Annotated in this window: 17 protein-coding genes; 6 read left to right on the forward strand and 11 right to left on the reverse strand. The window is 72.5% G+C overall.

Features of this window, described 5'->3' with window-relative positions; all coding sequences use genetic code 11:
* Positions 1 to 91 precede the first annotated feature (91 nt).
* Both M8J73_RS31355 and M8J73_RS31360 read right to left on the reverse strand, forming a co-directional pair.
* Positions 92 to 1999 (reverse strand): hypothetical protein, encoded by a 1908-nt coding sequence (locus tag M8J73_RS31355; protein WP_249829358.1) that lies wholly within the window; start codon positions 1997 to 1999, stop codon positions 92 to 94.
* A 192-nt stretch (positions 2000 to 2191) separates the two neighbouring features.
* Positions 2192 to 3574, reverse strand: a complete 1383-nt coding sequence (locus M8J73_RS31360) for an NsdA family TPR-like regulatory protein (RefSeq protein ID WP_249829359.1) — start codon at positions 3572 to 3574, stop codon at positions 2192 to 2194.
* 347 nt (positions 3575 to 3921) lie between these two features.
* Between M8J73_RS31360 and M8J73_RS31365 the strand changes: the two genes are divergently transcribed.
* Complete coding sequence (locus tag M8J73_RS31365) at positions 3922 to 4605, forward strand: bifunctional DNA primase/polymerase (protein ID WP_055543233.1); 684 nt, start codon at positions 3922 to 3924, stop codon at positions 4603 to 4605.
* A gap of 183 nt (positions 4606 to 4788) precedes the next feature.
* On the opposite strand, the gene M8J73_RS31370 is transcribed toward M8J73_RS31365, so the two are convergent.
* The 3 genes from M8J73_RS31370 to M8J73_RS31380 all read right to left on the reverse strand — a co-directional run bounded on the left by M8J73_RS31370 (position 4789) and on the right by M8J73_RS31380 (position 8424).
* Positions 4789 to 5406 carry a TOPRIM nucleotidyl transferase/hydrolase domain-containing protein gene (locus M8J73_RS31370; RefSeq protein ID WP_249829360.1) on the reverse strand — a complete coding sequence of 206 codons (618 nt, stop codon included), beginning with the start codon at positions 5404 to 5406 and terminating at the stop codon, positions 4789 to 4791.
* A 697-nt stretch (positions 5407 to 6103) separates the two neighbouring features.
* The gene (locus M8J73_RS31375; protein ID WP_055539362.1) at positions 6104 to 7018 is read right to left on the reverse strand and encodes an alpha/beta fold hydrolase; all 915 of its coding nucleotides are present in this window, start codon (positions 7016 to 7018) and stop codon (positions 6104 to 6106) included.
* Positions 7019 to 7731: 713 nt separating this feature from the next.
* On the reverse strand, positions 7732 to 8424 hold the full coding sequence (locus M8J73_RS31380; RefSeq protein ID WP_055539361.1) for an iron-dependent transcriptional repressor DtxR: 693 nt from the start codon (positions 8422 to 8424) through the stop codon (positions 7732 to 7734).
* Between the two features lie 285 nt (positions 8425 to 8709).
* On the opposite strand from M8J73_RS31380, the gene M8J73_RS31385 reads away from it, so the two are divergent.
* The 3 genes from M8J73_RS31385 (at position 8710) to M8J73_RS31395 (ending at position 12170) form a co-directional block, all read left to right on the forward strand.
* Positions 8710 to 9468: an SIS domain-containing protein gene (locus M8J73_RS31385; protein WP_055539360.1), complete on the forward strand. Its 759-nt coding sequence runs from the start codon at positions 8710 to 8712 to the stop codon at positions 9466 to 9468.
* Positions 9469 to 9701: 233 nt separating this feature from the next.
* On the forward strand, positions 9702 to 11231 hold the full coding sequence (locus tag M8J73_RS31390; protein WP_055539363.1) for a PAS domain-containing protein: 1530 nt from the start codon (positions 9702 to 9704) through the stop codon (positions 11229 to 11231).
* Between the two features lie 276 nt (positions 11232 to 11507).
* Complete coding sequence (locus tag M8J73_RS31395) at positions 11508 to 12170, forward strand: maltokinase N-terminal cap-like domain-containing protein (RefSeq protein ID WP_055539359.1); 663 nt, start codon at positions 11508 to 11510, stop codon at positions 12168 to 12170.
* Positions 12171 to 12243: 73 nt separating this feature from the next.
* Here M8J73_RS31395 and M8J73_RS31400 read toward each other — a convergent pair whose 3' ends face one another.
* Positions 12244 to 13287 carry a glycoside hydrolase family 5 protein gene (locus tag M8J73_RS31400; protein ID WP_055539358.1) on the reverse strand — a complete coding sequence of 348 codons (1044 nt, stop codon included), beginning with the start codon at positions 13285 to 13287 and terminating at the stop codon, positions 12244 to 12246.
* 908 nt (positions 13288 to 14195) lie between these two features.
* On the opposite strand from M8J73_RS31400, the gene M8J73_RS31405 reads away from it, so the two are divergent.
* On the forward strand, positions 14196 to 15203 hold the full coding sequence (locus M8J73_RS31405; RefSeq protein WP_249829361.1) for an isopenicillin N synthase family dioxygenase: 1008 nt from the start codon (positions 14196 to 14198) through the stop codon (positions 15201 to 15203).
* 61 nt (positions 15204 to 15264) lie between these two features.
* Here M8J73_RS31405 and M8J73_RS31410 read toward each other — a convergent pair whose 3' ends face one another.
* A complete protein-coding gene (locus M8J73_RS31410; protein ID WP_249829362.1) occupies positions 15265 to 16365 on the reverse strand; it encodes a citrate synthase 2 in 1101 nt (366 codons plus the stop codon).
* Positions 16366 to 16587: 222 nt separating this feature from the next.
* Here M8J73_RS31410 and pdxH point away from each other — a divergent pair, with 222 nt between their 5' ends.
* Entirely contained in the window at positions 16588 to 17217 is a 630-nt protein-coding gene (gene pdxH, locus M8J73_RS31415; protein WP_055542921.1) for a pyridoxamine 5'-phosphate oxidase, read from the forward strand.
* Here pdxH and M8J73_RS31420 read toward each other — a convergent pair.
* The 4 genes from M8J73_RS31420 to M8J73_RS31435 all read right to left on the reverse strand — a co-directional run bounded on the left by M8J73_RS31420 (position 17207) and on the right by M8J73_RS31435 (position 21514).
* Positions 17207 to 17944: a TetR/AcrR family transcriptional regulator gene (locus M8J73_RS31420; RefSeq protein WP_079055267.1), complete on the reverse strand. Its 738-nt coding sequence runs from the start codon at positions 17942 to 17944 to the stop codon at positions 17207 to 17209. The two genes, pdxH and M8J73_RS31420, sit on opposite strands and share 11 nt — an antisense overlap.
* Positions 17932 to 18681 carry an enoyl-CoA hydratase family protein gene (locus tag M8J73_RS31425; protein ID WP_249829363.1) on the reverse strand — a complete coding sequence of 250 codons (750 nt, stop codon included), beginning with the start codon at positions 18679 to 18681 and terminating at the stop codon, positions 17932 to 17934. The genes M8J73_RS31420 and M8J73_RS31425 overlap by 13 nt, the downstream gene beginning before the upstream one ends.
* Positions 18678 to 20246 (reverse strand): 4-coumarate--CoA ligase family protein, encoded by a 1569-nt coding sequence (locus tag M8J73_RS31430; RefSeq protein WP_249829364.1) that lies wholly within the window; start codon positions 20244 to 20246, stop codon positions 18678 to 18680. Before M8J73_RS31430 ends, M8J73_RS31425 begins: the two co-directional genes overlap by 4 nt.
* Before the next feature lie 134 nt (positions 20247 to 20380).
* Complete coding sequence (locus tag M8J73_RS31435) at positions 20381 to 21514, reverse strand: acyl-CoA dehydrogenase family protein (RefSeq protein WP_055538708.1); 1134 nt, start codon at positions 21512 to 21514, stop codon at positions 20381 to 20383.
* Between the last annotated feature and the right edge of the window lie 34 nt (positions 21515 to 21548).

The following is a 21548-nucleotide window of genomic DNA, read 5'->3' on the forward strand; positions in this document are numbered from 1 at the left end:
CACCTGGCACATCGCACCGGCCGGTACATGACCACAGGGGCTGTCCGGCCTGACGGCCGGACAGCCCCTCACCAAGATCTTCATCGACCTTCTAGAGCTGGCCAGCCTGCCGCTGGGTCAGGCCGTACTTGCCGGCGATGCCGTTCCACAGCTGCGCGGCCTTCGTCTTCTCGGCGCTCGCCGTGCTGCTGGCCTGGTTGCCCGCCTGGGTCTCGCCGGTGGAGCGGGCCTGGCCCCGCTTGCAGAGCTTCCTCTTGCCGGCGACCTGGTCGGCCCACGCGGCGTAGTGGTTGTCGGCGGACGCGGAGGCCTGCCACGCCTTGGTGAGCGAGGTGGTCAGGGCGGCGTTGTCGGGCAGCTTGTCGACGGACAGCTCGCCGAGCTTGGTGACGAGGTCGTTGCGTTGCTTGGCCGCGTTGCGCAGATCGGTGGCGGCCTGGCCGAGGTTGGTGCAGGACCGGATGTTCGCGACCGCCTTGATCACGCTGTTGCGGCTGTTGCCGCTGTCCGCGAGCAGCTTGTCCAGCGCGACCGCCTGCTCCTTCGCCGGGTCGGCCGCCTCTGCCGACGACTCCTCGGCCGACGGCTCGGACGCCGTCACGGCCTTGTCGTCGCCCTGCCCCTGGTCGTCCTTGCCGCCGCTCGCCATCAGGGCGCCCGCCCCGATGCCGAGGACGGCGATCCCGATACCCACGGCGGCGATCAGCGGCACCTTGGAGCGCGTACGTCCGCCCCCCGAACCCCCGCCGTCACGTCTCGCGGTGGCCCGCCCGGGATGACCTCCGTGGCCACCCGGACCACCGGGGCCGCCGTGACCACGGGGACCACCGGGCCCCTGCGGCGGCTGGGCGCCGTACGGCTGCTCGATCCTCGGCATCTGCTGCGTGGCCCCGGCAGGCCCGGCGCCCGCGGGCTCGCTGCGGAAGAGGCTGTCGAACACGTCCGGCTGCTGCTGCGCACCGTACGCCTGGGGACGCTCCGGGGCGGGTGCCTGCGGCTGGGCGGGCACCGGCGGGATGAACTGGGTGGGCTCGGCGTCCGGGTTCGCGGTGGGCGGCAGGGGCCCGGCACCGTGGTCCGGGACCCGCCCGAGGTACGCCGTCGCGTCGGCCGACGCCTCCGGCGGCAGCGCGCCCGGCCCCACCGGCGGCAGGAACTGGGTGGCGGCCTCCGGCGCCGCGGGCACCGGGGGTATGTACTGCGTCGCCGCCTCGTCCCCGGGCAGCGGACCGGCGGACGGCACCGGCGGAAGGTACTGGGTGGCCCCCTCGTCCACCGGCGGGGCCGGCGGCATGGGCGCCCCGCCCGACGCGAGCGACACCTCTCCCGCGACCGGCGGCAGAGGCATCCCGGAACCACCCCCGGCATACCCGTCGCCCGCGTAGGGCCCCTGCGCCGCCCCTGGCGCGCCGTACACGCCCTGGGGCCCGCCCTGCGCCCCGTACGCGGCCTGCGCAGGCCCATCGGCCCCGTACCCGGCCTGGGAGGCTCCCTGCGCTCCGTACCCGGCCCGGGCCCCGTCGCTTCCGTACGCGCCCTGCGCCGACCCCTCGGTTCCGTACCCGGCCTGAGACCCCTCGGCCCCGTACCCGGTCTGCGACGACCCGCCCGTCCCGTACCCGGGCTGAGACCCGTCGGCCCTGTATCCGCCCCCGGACTCCTCGGACCCGTACCCGCCCGCGGCCCCCTCCGGCCCATACGCTCCCCGGGGCCCCTCGGACCCGTACGCGGCCTGCGACGGCCCCTCGGGGGGCAGCGGCAGGCCGCCGGACCGGGCGCTCTGGTCGCCCCACTCGGGGGCGCCGCCCCAGGAACCGGCGGGCGGCTGGTTCCGCGCGTCGTGACCGCCCTGGTTCCACGTCGGGGCCGACGCGCCGGGAGGCAGGGGAGCCGGGGGCAACTCGCTCGGGTGCAGCGGCGCCCCACCGTCGGAGGGCAGCACGATGCCTTCGCGCGCGGGCCGCGCCGAGGGCTCCTCGCCCTGTCCACTCTGCGTCACCGGGACTCCTACGAACGGGGGACTTGCGGAATCGTCGCCTCACGCTACCGGTTCCCGGCGACCACCTCAGCACCACCCGCACCCCACCGAGCGCCCCGGCCCAGCCCCAGGAGGACCCCGGCCCGCCGAACCCCGGCCGCGTGACGACCGAGCCGCCCCACCGGCGGCACGACCGGGGTCCTTCCGGCGGAGTTACGCCGCCTGGAGCTCCATCCGCGCCCCGAACTCCCTGACCACCGCCTCCTCCCGGAACGGCTCCAGCCTCTGCTGGAGGTCCTCCAGATACTCGGCCCCCCGGTTCGACCGCAGCGACCCGAGCAGCTCCACGGCCTTCAGGCCCGTGTGGCACGCCTGCTCGACCTCGCGCTGCTGCACCTGCGCCGTGGCGAGCAGCACATAGCCGATCGCCCGCCGCCGGGCCCGCGACTCGGGATGCTTGGCCAGCGACTCCTCGGCCTGCCGCGCCGCCGCCTCCGCCTGCCCGAGGTCCCGGTGGCAGTGCGCCAACTCATCGGCGAGGTACGCCTCGTCGAAGTGCCTGATCCACGTCGGGTCGTCCCCGGACGACGAATCCGCCGCCTCCAGCGCCTCGACGGCCCGCCCGGCCGCCGCCTGCGCGGCGCGCGCGTCGCCCATCAGTGCGTGCCCGCGCGCCTCCGCCGCATGGAACATGCACTCCGCGCGCGGTGTGGCGCGCCCACGCGCCCCTTCCTGCGCCGCCCGCGCCAGTTGCGCGATCTCACGCGGGTTCCCGAGCTGCGCGGCGAGGTGACTCATGGACGCGGCGAGCACATAGCCGCCGTACGCCCGGTCGCCCGCGGCCTGGGCGAGCCGCAGCGCCTGGATGTAGTAGCGCTGGGCGAGCCCGGGCTGCCCGGTGTCCACGGCCATGTACCCGGCGAGTTCGGTCAGCCGGGAGACCGCCGCGAACAACTCACGGCCCACCGCCTCCCGGTACGAGCCGGCCAGCAGCCCCGAGACGACGCTGTTCAAGTAGTGCACGACGACGGGCCGGACATGCCCGCTGCCGTATTGGTGGTCGAGGTCGACGAGCGCCTGGGTCATCGCGGTCACGGCCGCCACGTCGGCCAGACCGACCCTGGGCCCCGCCGAGCGGGCCACCTGGGAGTCCGGCGCCGAAATCAGCCAGTCACGGCTGGGCTCGACGAGCGCGGAGGCGGCGACGGACGACCCCGACAGGAAGTCCCGCCGGCCCACGTCGCTGCGCCACAGCTCGCAGACCTGCTCGATGGCCCCGAGGACCGTCGGCGAGAACTGGAGCCCGACGCCGGACGCGAGGTTCTTGCCGTTGGCCATGCCGATCTCGTCGATCGTGACCGTACGGCCCAGCTTGCGCCCCAGCGCCTCGGCGATGATCGCGGGAGCCCGGCCCCGCGGCTGCTGTCCGCGCAGCCAGCGCGCGACGGACGTCTTGTCGTAGCGGAGGTCGAGTCCGTGCTCCGCGCCGCACATGTTGACCCGCCGGGCCAACCCGGCGTTGGAACAGCCCGCTTCCTGGATGAGCGCCTGCAGCCGTTCGTTCGGCTGCCTTGCGACGAGCGGCCTTGCGGCCATGGCGTACCCCCTGTGGCTGTGGTGCCTGCCCACGCTTCGAGTTGACGTGTCCTCAGCGGCCGATCCCCTTCGGGCACCCGGACATACGACACGGTGCGCGCCGAACACGCGTACCGAAAGCGCATACCCAGCTGCCGAACGGATCCGGCCTCGAAGATCAATGCCCCGCCGACATACCGAAGATGCGAGACATTCCACGATTGCCGGGGTAAACACGGATGCTGTACCCCACACGTGGCTACCCGGCTCACTCGGTGATCCCGCCCGCGCGCCCCCGGACATGCACCCATGCGCCCCGCCCCGATCGACGATGCTCTCCCCCGCGCATGTGACATCCGTAACCACTGATGAGCGCTAGAGTTGTGTTCATCGTGGAAGAGACCATCGCGGGCCCTGAAGCTGCCCAAATCCCGAAGCAGCGTGGTGAAACGCTGCTGGACACCGCCGTTCGATACGCCGAAGAACGTCACTGGGACGTGTTTCCCGGTGCGTGGCTGGAAGCAGTCGACGGGGTGCAGCACTGCTCTTGCGGCAACACCACGTGCGCGACCCCCGGCGCGCACCCGGCGCGTGAGGACTGGGCGACCCAGGCGACAGGCAGTGCGACCGTCGCACGCCGTCTGTGGTCCAAGCAGCCGACCGCGTCGATCCTGCTGCCGACAGGGCGTACGTTCGACACGATCGACGTTCCCGAGACGGCCGGCCTGCTGGCGCTGGCCCGGATGGAGCGCATGGATCTGACGCTCGGCCCGGTGACCTGGACGCCGGACCGCCGGATGCACTTCTTCGTGCTGCCGGGCGCGTCGGTCAAGGTCCCCGATCTGGTACGGAAGTTGGGCTGGTCCCCGCTGTCGCTCGACCTCAGGGCGCTGGGCGAGGGCGAGTACGTGGCGGCGCCGCCGACCCGGTACGGCTCGCGGGGTGCCGTGCAGTGGGCGCGTCGCCCCACCCCGGCGAACCGCTGGCTGCCGGACGCGGAGGAGCTGATCTCGCCCCTCGCGTACGCGTGCGGCAGGGACGGCCGCCGATAACCCTCCGGGTGGCGCGATGAGTGATCCCACATCCAACTGCCCATGCAGTGAGCTGACTTGACGTTGCCGACCCGGCAACCTGTCCACTCGTCGGACCGAACTGGCGGGCGACGGTCGGCAGTTTGAGGGCGACGGTCCGAGGCGGCGGCCGGCGCGCGGCGGTTGGTGGTCCGTCGTCGGTGGTCAGAGGGTGGCGAACAGGTCGTCCAGGGGGGCGGGTACGCGGTCGGGGGCGAGGGCCTCGACGAGGACTCGTCCGTACTGGATCTTGCGGCCCTTCTTCGTGCCGAAGAACCGGCGGAGCTGCTGCTGGGCGGGGCGGCCCTGCTGGGCGGGCTGGCGGAGGAAGGTCTGCAGGGGGCGCAGGTCGCCCTCCGCGCGGACGAGTTCCTGGACGCGGGTCGTGCCGAGCGCGCGGATCAGCTCGTCCTCCAGGTCGGCCGCGCACACGAAGTACCCCTCGGGCGCCGCCCCGGCGCGTTCCCAGCCGCGGGCGTAGTAGCCGCGCTCCCGCTCGTCGCACAGCCCGGTGAGGCGGAGGCCGAGGCCCGACGGGCCGAGGAGCCCGGCGAAGCGGCCGACGCTCATCGCGCCGCCCATCGGCAGGACGCACACTCCTTCGGCTGCGAGGTCCCGCCCGCGTCGCGCGGCGAGTGCGTCGACCGCCGCGACGTCGCTCGGCCCTTCGAGCAGCACGACCGCCCGGACACCGGCCGTCGCCACCAGGTCCCGCGCCGGGTCGCCGGGCCCACCCGCCGCCCACTCGATGACCGCCTGCCGGAACGCCCCCATGTCAGCCATGCGACGAGTCTCCGCCGTTTCCGTCCACCGGGACAGGGATTTTCGCCGCGCGACGACCATCGCGGCCGGCGCCGGGGACGATGTCCGCCCTGCGGCCGAGGCCGCGGAACGGCGCCGGGCGGGAGTTTCGCCGGTTCAGGCCGCGCCGCTCGACGACCGGACGCAGGCCGTCGGTGGGCGGCCGCATCACCCCGGTCTGGACCGAACCACGAACGGTCTGGACCGGACCACGAAGACCAGCATCCAGGCCGTGACGATCTGTCAGGACACCGACACGGTCCTCCTCGGCGACAACAGCAACAGCGCCCGAACCGCCCCGGTCTACGAGGACCCCGCCCCGGACCCGACACCGTCCGACCCTGGCAGGCCGAAGCCGTCCGACACCCCGACGACCCCGGTGCCGGACCCGTCGGGCACCGCGAGCGGTGAGCCGGGGAACCCGCCGGGGAACCGGCCCGACCCGGAAGGCGGTCTCGCCGACACCGGCTCCGGCGTCCCCGCCGGACTGCTCTCCGGCATCGCCCGCCGCGGTCGTCGCGGCTGGCGGCGCCCTGGTGTGGTGGATGCGTCGCCGCAGGGGCGCCCACAGCTGAACCCTGACGGGCGGAGCCGGGCCGCACCGGGTCCTGCCCCGCGTGACACGCGAGGGCCCCGGAAGCATCCCGCTCCGGGGCCCTTACGGCGGGGGGCCGTCCGCTCAGTCGGTGAAGCCGTCCAGGAACGGCTCTATCGCGGCGCGCCACGCGTCCGGCTGGTCGTAGTGGACGAGGTGGCCGGCGTCGGCGACCTCGGCGTACTGGCCGTGGGGCAGGACGCGGACCATCTCCTGGGCCTCGGCGCGGCCCAGCTCACCGTCGAGGCCCCGGACGACGAGGGTGGGGCACCGGACCTGGGTCAGCTCCTCCCAGTGCGCGTCGTACACCCAGGTCTCGCGGGTCTTCAGCATCTGCTCGGGGTCGAAGACGGGCCGCCAGCCGTCGGGCCCCTCGTGCATGACCTCGGCGTAGAACTCGCCGCGCGAGGGGTTGGGGCGCTCCACCCAGGGGTCGTCCTCGCCGAACCACTTGCGGACGTCGGCGAGGGTCGCGAAGGGCAGCGGCCAGGCCTTGAACCAGCTCTCCCACTCCCGCTGGGAGGCGGCGCCCAGCGCCGAGGCCCGCATGTCGCAGATGATCAGACCGCGCACCAGGTCCGGGCGCTTGGCGGCCAGTTGCCAGCCGGTGAGCGCGCCCATGGCGTGGCCGATGAGGATGACGGGGGCGAGGCCGAGCTGCTCGATCGCCGCCTCGGCGTCCTCCACATAGGCCTCACGGGTGTAGGCGGCCTGCTCCGGTTTCTCGCTCCGGCCGTGGCCCCGCTGGTCCAGGGCGACGGCGCGGTGCCGCTCGGAGAGCCATCGGGCGGTGGGCGCCCAGTGCGAGGCGCGGCCCATGAGGCCGTGCAATAACAGGACGCCGGGCCCCGGCTCGCCGCCGGGTTTCTCCCCCGCTCCCGGCTCGGTCCGTCCGCCGGTCAGGTCACCGGGTATGTCCCCGGTCTTGGGCGGGTCCCCGAACTCCCAGGCAGCGAGACTCACGCCGCCCGCTCCGGTCACGTCGATGCGCCGCGTCATTGGCACCCCCCACACTCCCGCTCGGACCGCCCGCCGCCGAAGCTCTCGCCGCGCTTCGAACCGGGTGGTCCATTCGTCCTGACCGCTGTCGTACCGCTGTCGTGCTGCCCTTGCTGTTCGCGCCGTGGTGCACGCCGCTCGAACGGCGCGCCCTCGTTGTTACAGCGCGCGTATCGATCGGCACGTTACGTATGGGATGCGTGGGTCGGTCCGGGACGGGCCGCTCGACGTGACGCCACGCCGTACAGGTTATCGAATAAACATTCGAAGAAGCCGTTCCTGACGACAACACCCCTCGTTCGAGTGACCCCCCTCAAGGATTGCCCGCCGCCGCCGAGGGGAGATCTTCAACGGGAGGCGGACCGCTCGGGGAAAACGGTCCGAGGGGGATGACCCTGGGAGCTCGGGGCTCCGGGTCAGCACAGGGGAGGACAGGCCCCGGCGCCGCATGGCGCCGGGGCCCTCCTCACGTCCACGGCACATATCCGCCCCGCCCCCTCCTCCGCCACCGCGAGATCGCCGTCTCGGGCGGCCAAGAGCCCCTCAGGTCATATGCCTCACGGGCAAGCCTCGCACGCGAACGGTCCGCGCGCTGCGATTCGGCGCACTGAATCTCGGACTTCGAGGGGCAGCCGGCGGACGGCCGAGGTGGCGGGCGTGACCCGTCCACGGACCGGCGGGAAAGCGCCTGCGGCGCTCGACGGCAGCGGGCGTCAGCGCTTGGCGACGAACACGTGCGAGGCGACCTCCGCCGCGAGCTCGGCGGCCTCGCCGCCGCTGCCCACGAGCACCCCGCCGGCCGCCTCCGTCACACTCACCACGGAGCCGGGCTGCACGCCCGCGCGCCGCAGCGTGTACATCAGCTGCGCGTCCGTCTGGATGGGCTCGCCGATCCGGCGCACGACGACGGTCTTGCCCTCGTTGCCCGGGTCGAGGTCCGCGAGGGAGACCATGCCCTCGTCGAGGAACGGGTCCGCGCCGTCCTTCTCGCCCAGCTCCTCCAGGCCCGGGATGGGGTTGCCGTACGGCGACTCCGTGGGGTGGCGGAGCAGTTCGAGCACACGGCGCTCGACGGCCTCGCTCATCACGTGCTCCCAGCGGCAGGCCTCCGCGTGGACCTGCTCCCACTCCAGGCCGATCACGTCGACGAGCAGGCACTCCGCGAGGCGGTGCTTGCGCATCACGCGCGTCGCGAGGCGGCGGCCCTCCTCGGTGAGCTCCAGATGCCGGTCCGCGGCCACGGAGACCAGGCCGTCGCGCTCCATGCGCGCGACCGTCTGGCTGACCGTCGGGCCGCTCTGATCGAGGCGCTCGGCGATCCGGGCACGCATGGGGACCACACCTTCCTCTTCGAGTTCGAGGATGGTGCGGAGATACATCTCCGTCGTGTCGATCAGTCCGGACATACGTGCCCCTCGATGAGATTCAGCGGCTTCGCTGCGCTGGCCCTGGACTCAATTCTTACGCATCCCACTGACAACCGGGCCGTCGCTGCCGTTTTCCCAGGGTGCCCTCCAAGGATGCCCTCCGAGGACCCGGGGTGGGCGCCGTCCCGGCACCCTTCTCCGCGCGCTTCTCCCCGACCGCCGTATTGGCACCGACCGTCGTATCGACACCGACCGCCGTATTGACACCCCACTGGTCCAGACCTCTAACGTGATCGCAGGTCGGACGGACGGAGGGGTGCGGGCATGGCGGACGGCACTGCGGCGGCACGGCGTTTCCTGGACGCGGCGATCGGGCTGGTGGAGCGCGTACGGGACGAGGAGGCCGACAGCGTCGCCGCCGCCGGGAAACTCGTCGCGGACACGGTCGTCGACGGCGGCCGCCTCTTCGCGTTCGGCGCCGGTCACTCCTCCCTCGCCGCCCAGGACCTCGTCTACCGGGCCGGCGGCCTCGCCCTGATGAACCTGCTGGCCGTGCCCGGCGCCGTCGGCGTCGACGTGATGCCCGCGACGCTGGGCTCCGCGCTGGAGCGGGTCGACGGACTGGCGACGGCCGTGCTCGACAGCAGCCCCCTGCGCGCCGGCGACCTCCTGATCGTCATCTCCCTGTCGGGGCGCAACGCCCTGCCCGTCGAGATGGCACTCCACGCCCGCGAACTCGGCGTGAAGGTCATCGGCGTCACCTCCGTCGCGTACGCCACCGCGACGACTTCACGCCACTCCTCGGGCACCTTCCTCAAGGATCACTGCGACCTCGTCCTCGACTCCAAGATCGGCGTCGGGGACGCCGAACTCACCCACGACGCCGTGCCCGCCCCCTTCGCCCCGGCCTCCACCGTCGTCACCTCCGCGCTCCTCCAGGCAGTCATGGCCACCGCCGCCGCCGACCTCGCCGACCGGGGCGTCCAGCCCCCGCTGCTGCGGTCCGGGAACGTCGACGGCGGCCTCGACTGGAACGACCATGTCTTCCGGGAGTACGGCGACCGCATCTTCTACCTGCGCTGACACCGCCCGTCGCCTGCGCCGGTACCACCCCCGCCCGGCGCCCCCGACGCGCCCTTCGGGTGTGTAGGGCGGTGGTGCGTGGGAACGGTGAGAAGGAAATCCGGCGTACAACGATTTCGTCCAAATCTTGCGTGAACCAGATGTGGGCTGGGTCACGTTCGAGTTGAATGATGACGAGTGAGCGAACCGACGCGCCGTACGTGCGGACGCAACGCAGCCTGCAGGGGGTTCAGGTGAGTGCTTCCCGGCGTAAAGGGGCCACCGACGCACTGGGGCCCGACGAGCCCGAAAAGAACGGTCCGGGCACCGGCCGCAACGGCCGGGGCAACCGCGACGGCCGGATCGACGACACCGATCAGAGCGTGCACAGCGACAACGGCGAAGACACCGACGCCGCAGACGACATCGACACGGAGGACGCCGTGGACTCCGTGGATCCCGGTGGCGCGGATCTCCTCGCCGCCCTCCTCGACGGCATGGACGCGGCCCTGTGCGCCTTCGACGCCGACGGGGTCGTCACGCACTGGAACCGCGAGGCGGAGCGCATCCTCGGCTGGAGCGCCGAGGAAGCCGTCGGACGGCGCGGCTTCGCCGGCTGGGCCGTACGGACCGCCGACGCGGAGGAGGTCGAGACGCGGCTGATGGCCGCCATGCACGCCTCCGGGCGGCAGGTCCACGAGTTCGCCCTCGTCACCAAGGACGGCGGACGGGTCCTCGTGCGCACCCAGTCCGCCGCGGTGCGCGGCCCCGACGGCAAACCCGCCGGCCTGTACTGCGCCTTCAGCGAGGTCCACGCCCAGATCGACCTGGAGCGGTCCATCGCGCTCAGCGAGGCCCTCTTCGACGACGCCTCGTGGGGAGTCGTCCTCGTCGACGTCGATCTGCGGGCCGCCGTCGTCAACGCGCACGCCGCCCGCTCCCTCGGCGTGGGCCGCACCGCCGTCCTCGGGCGCCCCCTCGGTGAGCTCCTCACCCAGGGCGTCGAGGAACTGGAGAGCGCCCTCACCCACGTCCTCGCCGAGGGCGCCCCGCCCGCGCCCGCCGAGATCTGGGTCGGCGTGCGAACCCCCGCCGGAGAGAAACGTCGCTGCTGGCGCAGCGGCTTCCTCCGTCTCGCCTCACCGCTCGCCGAGGAACCCGTCCCCCTCGGTGTCGGCTGGCTCTTCCAGGACATCACCGAGGCCAAGCAGAGCGAACAGGAGGCCGCCCTCCTCCGTTTCCGCGTCAACCAGCTGCACCGGGCGGCACGCGCCGCCGCCGAGTGCGAGGACCCCGGCGAGGCCGCCACCGTGCACCTCGACTTCGCCCTCGCCGGCTTCGCCGACCACGCCCTCATCGACCGGGTCGCGGGCACCCCGCCGGCCGACGACGGGCCCGTACGGCTCGTGCGGGCCGCCGCCACGCCCTCCGGCGCGCCCGGCCCCAGCAACCTCGCCGGCCACGCCGGCATCCCCGTCCGTTACGGCCAGGGCCACCCCGCCCTGCAATGCGTGGAACGGGCCGGGTCGGTACGCGCCAGCGCCGGGTCCGCCGCCCCGGAGGCCGCCCGCGAGTGGGCCACCGCCCGCCAGTGGCCGCCGGAGACGGTCCACGCCCTCTGCGCGGTGCTGCGCAGCCGGGGCCGCACCCTCGGCGTCGTCACCTTCCTCCGGAACGCCGGCCGCACCCCGTTCGAACGCACCGACTCCCTCTACGCGGAGGACGTCGCCGTACGCATCGCGGCGGCCCTGGATCTGGAGACGCTGGGGAAGGCGGCCCAGTAGGCGGCCCAGTTGGTCGGCTCGCGCGCGGAGGAGTCGGCGCGAGCGTGAACGGCTGCGTCAGGCCGCCGCGCACGGCGGCGCGCATGGCGAGGCCGCGCCCCGGCGATGTGAGCGCCTGGGCCACGCGTGCGTGGCTGTCGGCAGGAGCGCGGTCGGTGTCCCCACGTGCAGGGCCTGCGGTCCGAGGCGGCGGTCCGAAGCGAGGAGCGGAACGGGGTGCCCCGGGTCGCCGGAAAAGGATCGCGTGGGTGTGGTGGGCGGGCGGAGAATCGGGGGATGGCGATCATTCACCGGACCACGCTCACGCCCACCAAGCTCGAACTGCTCACCGCCTGGCTGCCGGGCCGCCCCTGGTACCGGGGCGGTGCGGGCGAGCCGCGGTTGGCCAGGGCCGGAGGGTTCCGGCTCGACGATCCGGAGGGCGAGGTCGGCATCGAGTTCATGGTGGCCACCGACACCGCCGGCCCCGAACCCGTCCACTACCTGGTGCCCCTCACCTACCGCGGCGCTCCCCTCGACGGCGCCGAGCACGCCCTGATCGGCACCACCGAGCACGGCGTGCTCGGCACACGCTGGGTCTACGACGGCTGCCACGACCCCGTACTCGTCACAGAACTCCTCGCCCTGTTCGGGGGCCGCGCCCAGGCCCAGGCCCAGAGCCTCACCGACACCCCGGACCACGAGATCGTCCGCTCCTACACGGGCTCCGCGCCGCTGCCCCCGGCCCCCACCGGCGAGGCACCCTCCGCCGAGGACGACAAGGACGCCACCGGCATCGCCGTCGCGCCGGGCCTCACCCTCCGTCTGAACCGGCTCCTGCGGCCCGCCCCGGACGCCGCTGCCGGCCGTCCCGAGGACGCCCTGGGGCATGTCTCCGGCCACTGGGACCAGCAGGACGGCACCCGCGCCCGCGCTGTCTTCGCCGTCCTGCACGACTGACGCGGGCGCGTCACGGGTCAGCGTCGGTGTCGCGCTGTGGGCCCGCTGCTCGCGGCGGGCCCACGGTTCGTGGTCATCGCTTCCACGCCCAGTGCAGACGGTCCAGTCCGCTCTGGTTGTTCACCTTCAGGCTGAGGCGGGTGCCCGTGCCCTGGAGGGTGGTCAGGGAGTACGTGTCGCCGTTGCGCAGGCCCGGCCAGTAGACCGAACCCAGGCCCAGCTCCCGGATGGTGTCGGTGGCGGCCCGGATGTACGCGACCTCGTTGGAGCCGCCCACCGGGCCGTTGTAGTCGAGGCCGGTCGTCATGGAGGCGCCGAACTCGTCGAGGATCGTGCGCGAGGCGCACGTGCCGATGCGCTCCTTGAAGTCGGCCTTCCACTGGTCGACGCTCGTCCAGTCGGTGTGCCAGAAGCCGTAGTTGTGCAGCGCGATACGGGTGCCGTTCAGCCTGCTGTCGGCGCACACCGGCTTGACGTCCTCGCTGTACTTGACGCCGCCGATGAGGATCCGGTCGCGCGGCACGAAGCGGTGCGTCCTGACCCAGCGGGCGGCGACATCGCGCCATTCCTGCGAGGTGTAGCCGAACGGCTCGTTCATCGGCTCGAAGTACACCTTGGCGTTGCCCGCGTACGACGACGTGATCCGTGCCCACATACGGTCCCAGGCGGCCTGGTCGTCGATCTTGCCGTCCTTGGCGGTGTCGGCCTCCCAGTAGCCGAGGATGACCTTGAAGCCCTTGGCGGTGGCGGCGTCGATCGCACCCCGGTACGACTTCCAGAACGGGCCGTTCACGGAGGTCGGGTTGACCGGGAGGCGGACGGTGTTGGCGCCGAGCTTCGCGAACCCGCCGATGATCGCCGTGGACTTGGCGTAGGTGATGGCGTAGCTGTCGGACGTGGACAGGCCCGAGGGGACCACCGCGTCGTCGGCGTAGTTGTCACGCGGGTCCGCCCAGTTGACGCCCTTGAAGGCGCTCACCGGGAGGACGGCCTTGCCGGTGGAGGAGTCGGCCGCGGAAGCGGCGGACGCCGGGGCGGCGAGGGCCCCGCCGAACACCGTGGCGCCGGCCAACAGCGCCCCCAGACAAGCGGTCCCCCGATGGTTCTTTCGTGACACGACATCCCTTTCTGGGCAGTTGCGTCCGCGAAACCTCGACAGCAGGTCGGCGGCTCTGTGGCTTCCGCAACGTAGAAGAGACCTCAAACAGAGGTCAACACATCAGCACACCAAATCTCATCAACAAACGAGGTGCGCCTTCCCCGCAGCTATCCCCAACAGGAGGCCCCCCACATCCCGGCACCCCCGGTTCACGCAACTGCGAGGCCAGGGACGGTCGATCGGCGGACCGTCGACACCGAGAACGGTTCCGGCATCCCACACACCCCTGCCGCAAGACCGACGGACACTCTCCGGTATCACGCACAGCCCTCCCGGCCCGCGCGACCTAGTTCACGATCGCGATCAGGTCCGGACGGGCAGCATGACCGCGATCATGGGCCCCGTCGACCATGGTGAGAGGCGGGAAAATCTCTCGGAAAATCGCTTGAGCGCCTCCATCCGGCTGCCTAATGTTGTGCTCACTTCGGAGAGGAGGTGGTTCGGCAGATGTATGAATACCGGACGGAAGAGGTGGCTGCGGGCTAGTAGTCCGCTGTCGTACTCGGTTCGGCGCCGGACCCGTACGCCCATGGGCGTGCAGCCGGCCAATCCAACGCAGTCACCCGACCCGTGGGCTCGCCGGTACGTCCGGCCGGCTTTCTCTTCCTTCGGAAGAGAGACCTGAGCCCGCGGGTCGTCTGCGTTTGTGGGGGGCGGAGTATTCTGAGGGCATGGTTCTGATGCTTGTTCGACGCCGGCACGTGGATTTCGTGCGCGTCACAAGCACGGGCTGTCGGCGTTCCGCCTGAGATCAGCCTCTTCGGTCTTTCCCGTTTCTGCTGTCCTGCCCTTACCCCTTGGCACCCGCGGCCCCGCCCCACCCTCGGCGCCGGCGCGGGCCCCCGTACACCCTGCGGACGTGTCTCATGATGTATCAGCAGCTTCCCATCATCGATGTCTCGGCGGCCGAGCGCGGGCCCGAGGCGCGCGGGCTGTTGCACGCGCAGTTGCACAGCGCGGCGCACGATGTGGGGTTCTTCCAGCTCGTCGGGCACGGGGTGGAGCAGGCGGAGATCGAGCGGCTCACCCGGGTCATGCGGGAGTTCTTCGCGTTGCCCGAGGGTGAGCGGCTCGCCATCGACAATGTGCGGTCGCCGCACTTCCGGGGCTACACGCGCACCGGGGACGAGCGGACCGGAGGCCGGCAGGACTGGCGGGACCAGCTGGACGTGGGCGCCGAGCGGCCGGCCCGGGTGCCGGCGGACGGGGAGCCCGCGTACTGGTGGTTGCAGGGGCCCAACCAGTGGCCGGAGTCGCTGCCCGAGCTGCGGGAGGTCGCGCTGGGGTGGATCGACCGGCTGAGCGGCGTCGCCGACCGGCTGCTGCGGGAGCTGCTGATGTCGATCGGCGCCCCGGCGGACTTCTACGCGCCGATCTTCGGGGAGAGGGCGCACCCGCATCTGAAGCTGGTGCGGTATCCGGGCAGCGCCGGGGACGGCGCCGACCAGGGGGTGGGCGCCCACAAGGACTACGGGTTCCTGACCCTGCTGCTCCAGGACCAGGTGGGCGGGTTGCAGGTGGAGCGGGAGGACGGGCTGTTCCATGAGGTGCCGCCCATCCCGGGGGCCTTCGTGGTGAATCTCGGGGAGCTGCTGGAGGTGGCCACCCAGGGGTATCTGGTGGCGACCAACCACCGGGTGGTGAGCCCGCCGGGCGCGACCGAGCGGTTCTCGGTGCCGTTCTTCTACAACCCCCGGCTGGACGCGCGGATAGAGCCGCTGGTCTTCCCGTACGCCTCGGCCGCGCCCGGCGTGACCGACGATCCGGCGAATCCGCTGTTCGCGGAGTACGGGTTCAACGAGCTGAAGGGGAAGCTGCGGGCGCATCCGCTGGTGGCGGAGCGGCATCACGCGGGGCTGCTCAGCCCCGCGTGAGTCCCGTGCCCGTCCCGTGTGACGGGCCTCGCGGCGGTCCCGCGTCCCAGGGGCTGCCGCGTCAGTGCGCGATGTCCTCGTAGCCCTCGATCTCGCGGGGGCTGCGGGGGCCGGGGCCGGTGTAGCGGGCGGAGGGGCGGACGAGGCGGCCGGTGCGCTTCTGTTCGAGGATGTGGGCGGACCAGCCGGCCGTGCGGGCGCAGGTGAACATCGAGGTGAACATGTGCGCCGGGACCTCGGCGAAGTCGAGGACGATGGCGGCCCAGAACTCGACGTTGGTGGCGAGGACACGGTCGGGCCGACGGGCGTGGAGCTCGGCGAGGGCGGCCTTCTCCAGGGCCTCGGCGATCTCGAAGCGGGGGGCGCCCAGCTCACGGGCGGTACGGCGCAGCACGCGGGCGCGGGGGTCCTCGGCGCGGTAGACGCGGTGGCCGAAGCCCATGAGGCGTTCGCCCTTGTCGAGGGCGTGCTTGACGTAGGCGTCGGCGTCGCCGGTGCGCTCGATCTCCTCGATCATGCCGAGGACGCGGGAGGGGGCGCCGCCGTGGAGGGGGCCGGACATGGCTCCCACCGCGCCGGAGAGGGCGGCCGCCACGTCGGCGCCGGTGGACGCGATGACGCGGGCCGTGAAGGTGGACGCGTTCATGCCGTGCTCGGCGGCGCTCGTCCAGTAGGCGTCGACGGCGGCGACGTGCTTGGGGTCGGGCTCGCCACGCCAGCGGATCATGAAGCGTTCGACGACGGACTGCGCCTTGTCGATCTCGCGCTGCGGAACCATGGGCAGGCCCTGGCCGCGGGCGGACTGGGCGACGTAGGACAGGGCCATGACGGCGGCGCGGGCGAGGTCCGCGCGGGCCTGCTCCTCGTCGATGTCGAGCAGCGGTTTGAGGCCCCAGACGGGGGCGAGCATGGCGAGGGCGGACTGGACGTCGACGCGGATGTCGCCCGAGTGGACGGGGATGGGGAAGGGCTCGGCGGGGGGCAGGCCGGGGCGGAAGGCGCCGTCGACGAGCAGGCCCCAGACGTTGCCGAACGAGACGTGGCCGACGAGGTCCTCGATGTCGACGCCGCGGTAGCGGAGCGCGCCGCCCTCCTTGTCCGGTTCGGCGATCTCCGTCTCGAACGCGACGACTCCTTCGAGACCGGGTACGAAGTCGGACATCAGGCGGCTCCTCGTGATGTGTGCGACAGGGGGATCGGCTGTTCGGGGTCCATCCAGAATGTTCCTGCACGATACGCCTGAGTGCCATCTTTGGGGAGGGTGTGCGGCACTCAGTGCCACCACGGGGCCGGGAGGGCCGTCGGTCGGCGGGGGCCGCGGGCGATACGGCAGGATGACCATGTGAACGATCCCGGTCTGGAGCCCGTGCCCGATCCCGCCGCGATGCGCAAGCAGTACCGCGCCGACGGGCTCGACGAGAGCGGGCTGGCCGCCGGCCCGATGGAGCAGTTCGGGCGGTGGTTCCTGGAGGCCGCGCAGGAGGGCGGGCTGTTCGAGCCGAACGCGATGGTGGTGTCGACGGCCGACGCGCAGGGGCACCCGAGTTCTCGTACGGTGCTGATGAAGGCGTACGACGAGCGGGGCTTCGTGTTCTACACGAACTACGAGTCCCGCAAGGCGCGTGACCTTGCGGAGAACCCCCATGTGTCGCTGGTCTTCCCCTGGCACGCGATCGCCCGGCAGGTGATCGTGACGGGGACGGCGCGGCGCACGGGCCGGGACGAGACGGCGGCGTACTTCCGGGTGCGGCCGCACGGGTCGCAGCTGGGGGCGTGGGCGAGCGCGCAGTCCTCGGTGATCCCGTCGCGGGCGGAGCTGGAGGCGGCGTACGCGGAGTTGACCGCCCGGTACCCGGAGGGCGAGCAGGTGCCGGTGCCGCCGCACTGGGGCGGTTTCCGGGTGATGCCGCGGAGCGTGGAGTTCTGGCAGGGCCGGTACAACCGGCTGCACGACCGGCTGCGGTACGTGGCGCTGCCGGACGGGTCGTGGCGGGTGGAGCGACTCAGCCCTTAACCGGGCGGGTCTCTCGGTCCAGGACCTCGTCGAGGAGTGCGGCCCACTGGGCGACGACCTTGTCGCGGCGGCCGGTGTCGTCGGTGAGGAGGTTGGCGAGGCCGAGGCCGCGGGCCATGTCGAGCATGCCCTGGACGGTTTCGCGGACGCCGGGGACGGTCTCGTCGGCGTGCAGGAGCTCGACGGCGATGCGGTGGGTCTCGCGGCCGACGCGGGCCTCCAGTTCGGTGACGCGGGGGCGGAGCTGGTCCTCGTTGGAGGCAGCGACCCAGAGGTGGAGGGCGGCCCGGAAGAGGGGGCCGGTGTAGAGGTCGACGAGGGCGGCGACGACGGCGCGGCGGTCGGCGGGGCCGTGGGGGAAGAGGTCGCGCAGGGCGAGGGAGCGTTCCTCGGCGACGTATTCGACGGCGGCGGTGAAGAGGTCCTCGCGGGTGCGGAAGTGGTGCTGGGCGGCGCCCCGTGAGACGCCGGCGCGCTCGGCGACGACGGAGACGGTGGAGCCGGCCCAGCCGTGTTCGGCGAGACAGGAGACGGCGGCTTCGAGGAGCCGTTTGCGGGTGACGCGGCTGCGGTCCTGCTTGGGACCGCGTTCGGCGACGGCGGCGGTGTCCGTGGCCGTCACCGTGGCCGCCGTCGTGTCCGTGGCCGTCGCCGCCGCTGTCACCGTGTCCGCCGTCGTGCCCTTGGACCTGCCCGTCGATGTATCCGCCGTGCTCACAGCACCCATCCCGGTTCCCGTCCTTCGAGGAAGGCCGTCATGCCCTCGCGGGCGTCGTCGGAGTCGAACAGCCGGGACGAGAGCCGGGTCAGTTCGCCCGCGTCCAGGTCGAAGTTCTCCAGCACCTTAGCCGTGAGCAGGCGTTTCGTTTCCGTCAGGGCCCTGGGTGCGGCTCGGCGCAGTCCATCGAGGACGGGTTCGAGGACGGCGTCGACATCGGGTCCGGTGGCGGTGAGCAGACCGATACGGGCGGCCTCGTCGGGGCCGAACCGTTCCCCGGTGAGGTAGTGGCGCGCGAGGGCGCGGGGGTCGGTGCGGGGGCGCAGGGTGAGGGAGATGACGGCGGGGGCGACTCCGATGCGGACCTCGGTGAACGCGAAGGTGGCGTCGGGCCCCGCGGCGGTGATGTCGCAGGCGCCGAGGAGGCCGAGGCCACCGGCGCGGACGTGGCCGGTGACCCGGGCGACGACCGGTCTGGGGAGCTCGACGATCCGGCGGAGCAGTCCGACGAAGGCGCCGGGCTCGGGTGGTCGGCGCAGGTCGGCGCCCGCGCAGAAGGTGGTGCCGGTGTGGGTGAGGAGGACGGCGCGGGTGGCGTCGTCCTTGCCGCAGTGGGCGAGGGCCTCGGCCAGTTCCCGCACGAGGTCGGCGGAGAGGGCGTTGCGGTTGGCCGGGGAGTCGAGGGTGAGGGTGGTGATGCCGCGGTGGTGGGCGGTGCGTACGAGGGGTGCGGGGGTGTCCGTCACAGGCGCTCCCTGAGTTCTCGGCGGAGGATCTTCCCGGAGGCCGCGCGGGGGACGCCGTCGATGAAGGTGACGCGGCGGACGCGTTTGTAGGGGGCGACGCGTTCGGCGACGTACATCATGACCTCGCCCTCGGTGAGCCCGGTGGTGGTGGGGTGGGGAACGACGAAGGCGTGCGGGACCTCGTTGCCGTCGGCGTCGTAGTGGCCGATGACGACGGCGTCGGCGATGCCGGGGTGGGTGATGAGGAGGGCTTCGAGTTCGGCGGGCGCGACCTGGAAGCCCTTGTACTTGATGAGTTCCTTGACGCGGTCGACGACGTACAGCCAGCCGTCGGCGTCGCAGTGGGCGATGTCGCCGGTGGCGAGCCAGCCGTCGGCGTCGATCATGGCGGCGGTGGCGTCGGGGCGGCCGAGGTAGCCCTTCATGACCTGGGGGCCGCGGATGAGGACCTCACCGGGCTCCCCCACGGGGACGTCCCGGGCGGGGTCGTCGAGGGAGACGATGCGCATCTCGGTGCCCGCGATGAGCTTGCCGACGGTGCCGGGGGGCGCGGCGGCGGCCTGGTCGAGGGGGACCACGTGGGAGCAGGGCGAGAGTTCCGTCATGCCGTAGCCCTGGACGACGGGCGGCAGGCCGAGGCGGACGGAGCACGCGGCGGCGAGCCGGGCGTCCAGGGGCGCGGCGGCGGACAGCACGTGCCGGACCGAGGAGAGGTCGTACCGCTCGGCGGCGGGGTGCTTGGCCAGGGCGAGGACGATGGGCGGCGCCACGTAGAGGTGGGTGATGCGGTGCTTCTCGATGGCGGCCAGGTACGCCTCCAGGTCGAAGCGGGGCAGGACGACGACGGTGGCGCCGCGGCGGAGCGGGGCGTTCATCAGGGCGGTGAGGCCGTAGATGTGGAAGAAGGGCAGGACGGCGAGGACGCGGTCGCCGGGGGCGGCGGGCATGACGGGTTCGAGCTGGGCGAGGTTGGTGGCGACGGACCGGTGGGTGAGCATGACGCCCTTGGGGACGCCGGTCGTGCCGGAGGAGTACGGCAGCACCGCGAGGTCGGCCGCCGGGTCGATGTCGACGGCCGGCTCGGGGGCGGTGGTGGCGAGCAGGTCGATGAGGGAACGGTGGCCGGGGGCGCTGTCGCAGACGAGGATCTCCCGGATGCCACCGGCGCGTTCGGCGGCGGCGCGGGCGGTGTCGAGGAGGGGCGAGACCGTGATGATCCAGCGGGCGCCCGAGTCGCTGAGCTGCTTGCCGAGTTCGTCGGCGGTGGCGAGGGGGTGTGCGGTGGTGACGGTGGCCCCGGCGCGGGTGGCGGCGTAGAAGGCCGTCGGGTAGGCGATGGTGTTGGGGCTGTGCAGGGCGAGGACATCGCCCTTGCGGACGCCGGCCTCGGTGAGGGCGGCGGCGAGCCGCCGGTGGAGGCGGTCGAGTTGCTCGTACGTGAGGGTGGTGCCGTCGGTGCCGTCGATCAGCGCCGGGGTGTCGCCGTGATCGGTGGCGTGGCCGAGGACGGCGTCGTGGATGGGCAGGTCGACGGGCGGGATGTCTGCGTACTCGCTGCGGAACATGGTTCCTCCTGGCAGTACGGCTGAGGTCGGCTGCGGCGTGCGCGGCTGGGGCCCGGCGGCCGCCGTTCACCACCGGTGGGGGCGTCGGTGGCCGGATGCGGGTGGGGCGGCTCAGAGGGAGGGTCAGGCGGACATCAGTACGACTTGGGCAGGCCGAGGGTCTGGTGGGAGACGTAGTTGAGGATCATCTCCCGGCTGACGGGGGCGATCCGGGACACGCGTGCGGCGGTGATCAGGGAGGCGAGGCCGAACTCGCGGGTGAGGCCGTTGCCACCGAGGGTGTGTACGGACTGGTCGACGGCTTTCACGCACGCCTCACCGGCGGCGTACTTCGCCATGTTGGCGGCCTCGCCGGCGGCCGCGTCGTCTCCGCTGTCGTAGAGGTGAGCCGCCTTCTGCATCATCAGGCGGGCCAGTTCGAGTTCGATGTGGGACTGGGCGAGAGGGTGGGCGATGGCCTGGTGGGCGCCGATGGGCTGACGCCACACGGTGCGCTCACGGGCGTACTCGACGGCCCTGCCGAGGGCGTGGCGGGCCATGCCGATGGCGAACGCGGCGGTCATGATGCGCTCGGGGTTGAGGCCGGCGAACAGCTGGAGCAGGCCGGCGTTCTCGTCGCCGACGAGAGCCTCGGCGGGCAGCCTCATGTCGTCGAAGACCAGCTCGAACTGCCGCTCGGAGGCACGGAGTTCCATGTCGATGGGCCGGTAGTCGAAGCCGGGGGTGTCCCTGGGGACGATGAACAGGCAGGGCTTCAGACTGCCGGTGCGGGCGTCCTCCGTGCGGCCGACTATGAGGGTGGCGTCGGCCTTGTCGACGCCGGAGATGAAGACCTTGCGGCCGGTGAGCAGCCAGTCGGCGCCGTCGCGGCGGGCCGTGGTGGTGATGCGGTGACTGTTGGAGCCGGCGTCGGGTTCGGTGATGCCGAAGGCCATGGTGCGGGTGCCGTCCGCCAGGGCGGGCAGCCATTCGCTCTTCTGGGCGTCGGTGCCGAAGCGGGCGATGACCGTGCCGCAGATGGCGGGCGACACGACCATCATGAGCAGGGGGCAGCCGGCGGCGCCGAGTTCCTCCAGGACGATGGAGAGTTCGGCGATTCCGCCGCCGCCCCCGCCGTATGCCTCCGGCAGGTTGACGCCGAGGTAGCCGAGCTTGGCGGCCTCCGACCAGAGGGCCTCCGGGGCGAAGTCGCGGCCGTGGCGTTTGCCGAGGGCTGCGACCGCGGCTCGTAGGGCCTGGTGTTCTTCGGATTCGATCACGGGGGACATGAAGGGCTCCTAAGAGGGTGGGCGGCTGTTGTCG

Origin of the sequence: Streptomyces neyagawaensis, from assembly GCF_023516595.1 — a bacterium.
In the GTDB taxonomy this organism is placed as follows: domain Bacteria; phylum Actinomycetota; class Actinomycetes; order Streptomycetales; family Streptomycetaceae; genus Streptomyces; species Streptomyces neyagawaensis.

What these genes read in the sequence shown, in the direction of transcription:
- M8J73_RS31360 (WP_249829359.1), bottom strand. Translation starts at nt 3,574, where the DNA reads ATGGCCGCAAGGCCGCTCGTCGCAAGGCAGCCGAACGAACGGCTGCAG.
- M8J73_RS31365 (WP_055543233.1), top strand. Translation starts at nt 3,922, where the DNA reads ATGAGCGCTAGAGTTGTGTTCATCGTGGAAGAGACCATCGCGGGCCCT.
- M8J73_RS31370 (WP_249829360.1), bottom strand. Translation starts at nt 5,406, where the DNA reads ATGGCTGACATGGGGGCGTTCCGGCAGGCGGTCATCGAGTGGGCGGCG.
- M8J73_RS31375 (WP_055539362.1), bottom strand. Translation starts at nt 7,018, where the DNA reads ATGACGCGGCGCATCGACGTGACCGGAGCGGGCGGCGTGAGTCTCGCT.
- M8J73_RS31380 (WP_055539361.1), bottom strand. Translation starts at nt 8,424, where the DNA reads ATGTCCGGACTGATCGACACGACGGAGATGTATCTCCGCACCATCCTC.
- M8J73_RS31385 (WP_055539360.1), top strand. Translation starts at nt 8,710, where the DNA reads ATGGCGGACGGCACTGCGGCGGCACGGCGTTTCCTGGACGCGGCGATC.
- M8J73_RS31395 (WP_055539359.1), top strand. Translation starts at nt 11,508, where the DNA reads ATGGCGATCATTCACCGGACCACGCTCACGCCCACCAAGCTCGAACTG.
- M8J73_RS31405 (WP_249829361.1), top strand. Translation starts at nt 14,196, where the DNA reads ATGATGTATCAGCAGCTTCCCATCATCGATGTCTCGGCGGCCGAGCGC.
- M8J73_RS31410 (WP_249829362.1), bottom strand. Translation starts at nt 16,365, where the DNA reads ATGTCCGACTTCGTACCCGGTCTCGAAGGAGTCGTCGCGTTCGAGACG.
- pdxH (WP_055542921.1), top strand. Translation starts at nt 16,588, where the DNA reads ATGCGCAAGCAGTACCGCGCCGACGGGCTCGACGAGAGCGGGCTGGCC.
- M8J73_RS31420 (WP_079055267.1), bottom strand. Translation starts at nt 17,944, where the DNA reads ATGGGTGCTGTGAGCACGGCGGATACATCGACGGGCAGGTCCAAGGGC.
- M8J73_RS31430 (WP_249829364.1), bottom strand. Translation starts at nt 20,246, where the DNA reads ATGTTCCGCAGCGAGTACGCAGACATCCCGCCCGTCGACCTGCCCATC.
- M8J73_RS31435 (WP_055538708.1), bottom strand. Translation starts at nt 21,514, where the DNA reads ATGTCCCCCGTGATCGAATCCGAAGAACACCAGGCCCTACGAGCCGCG.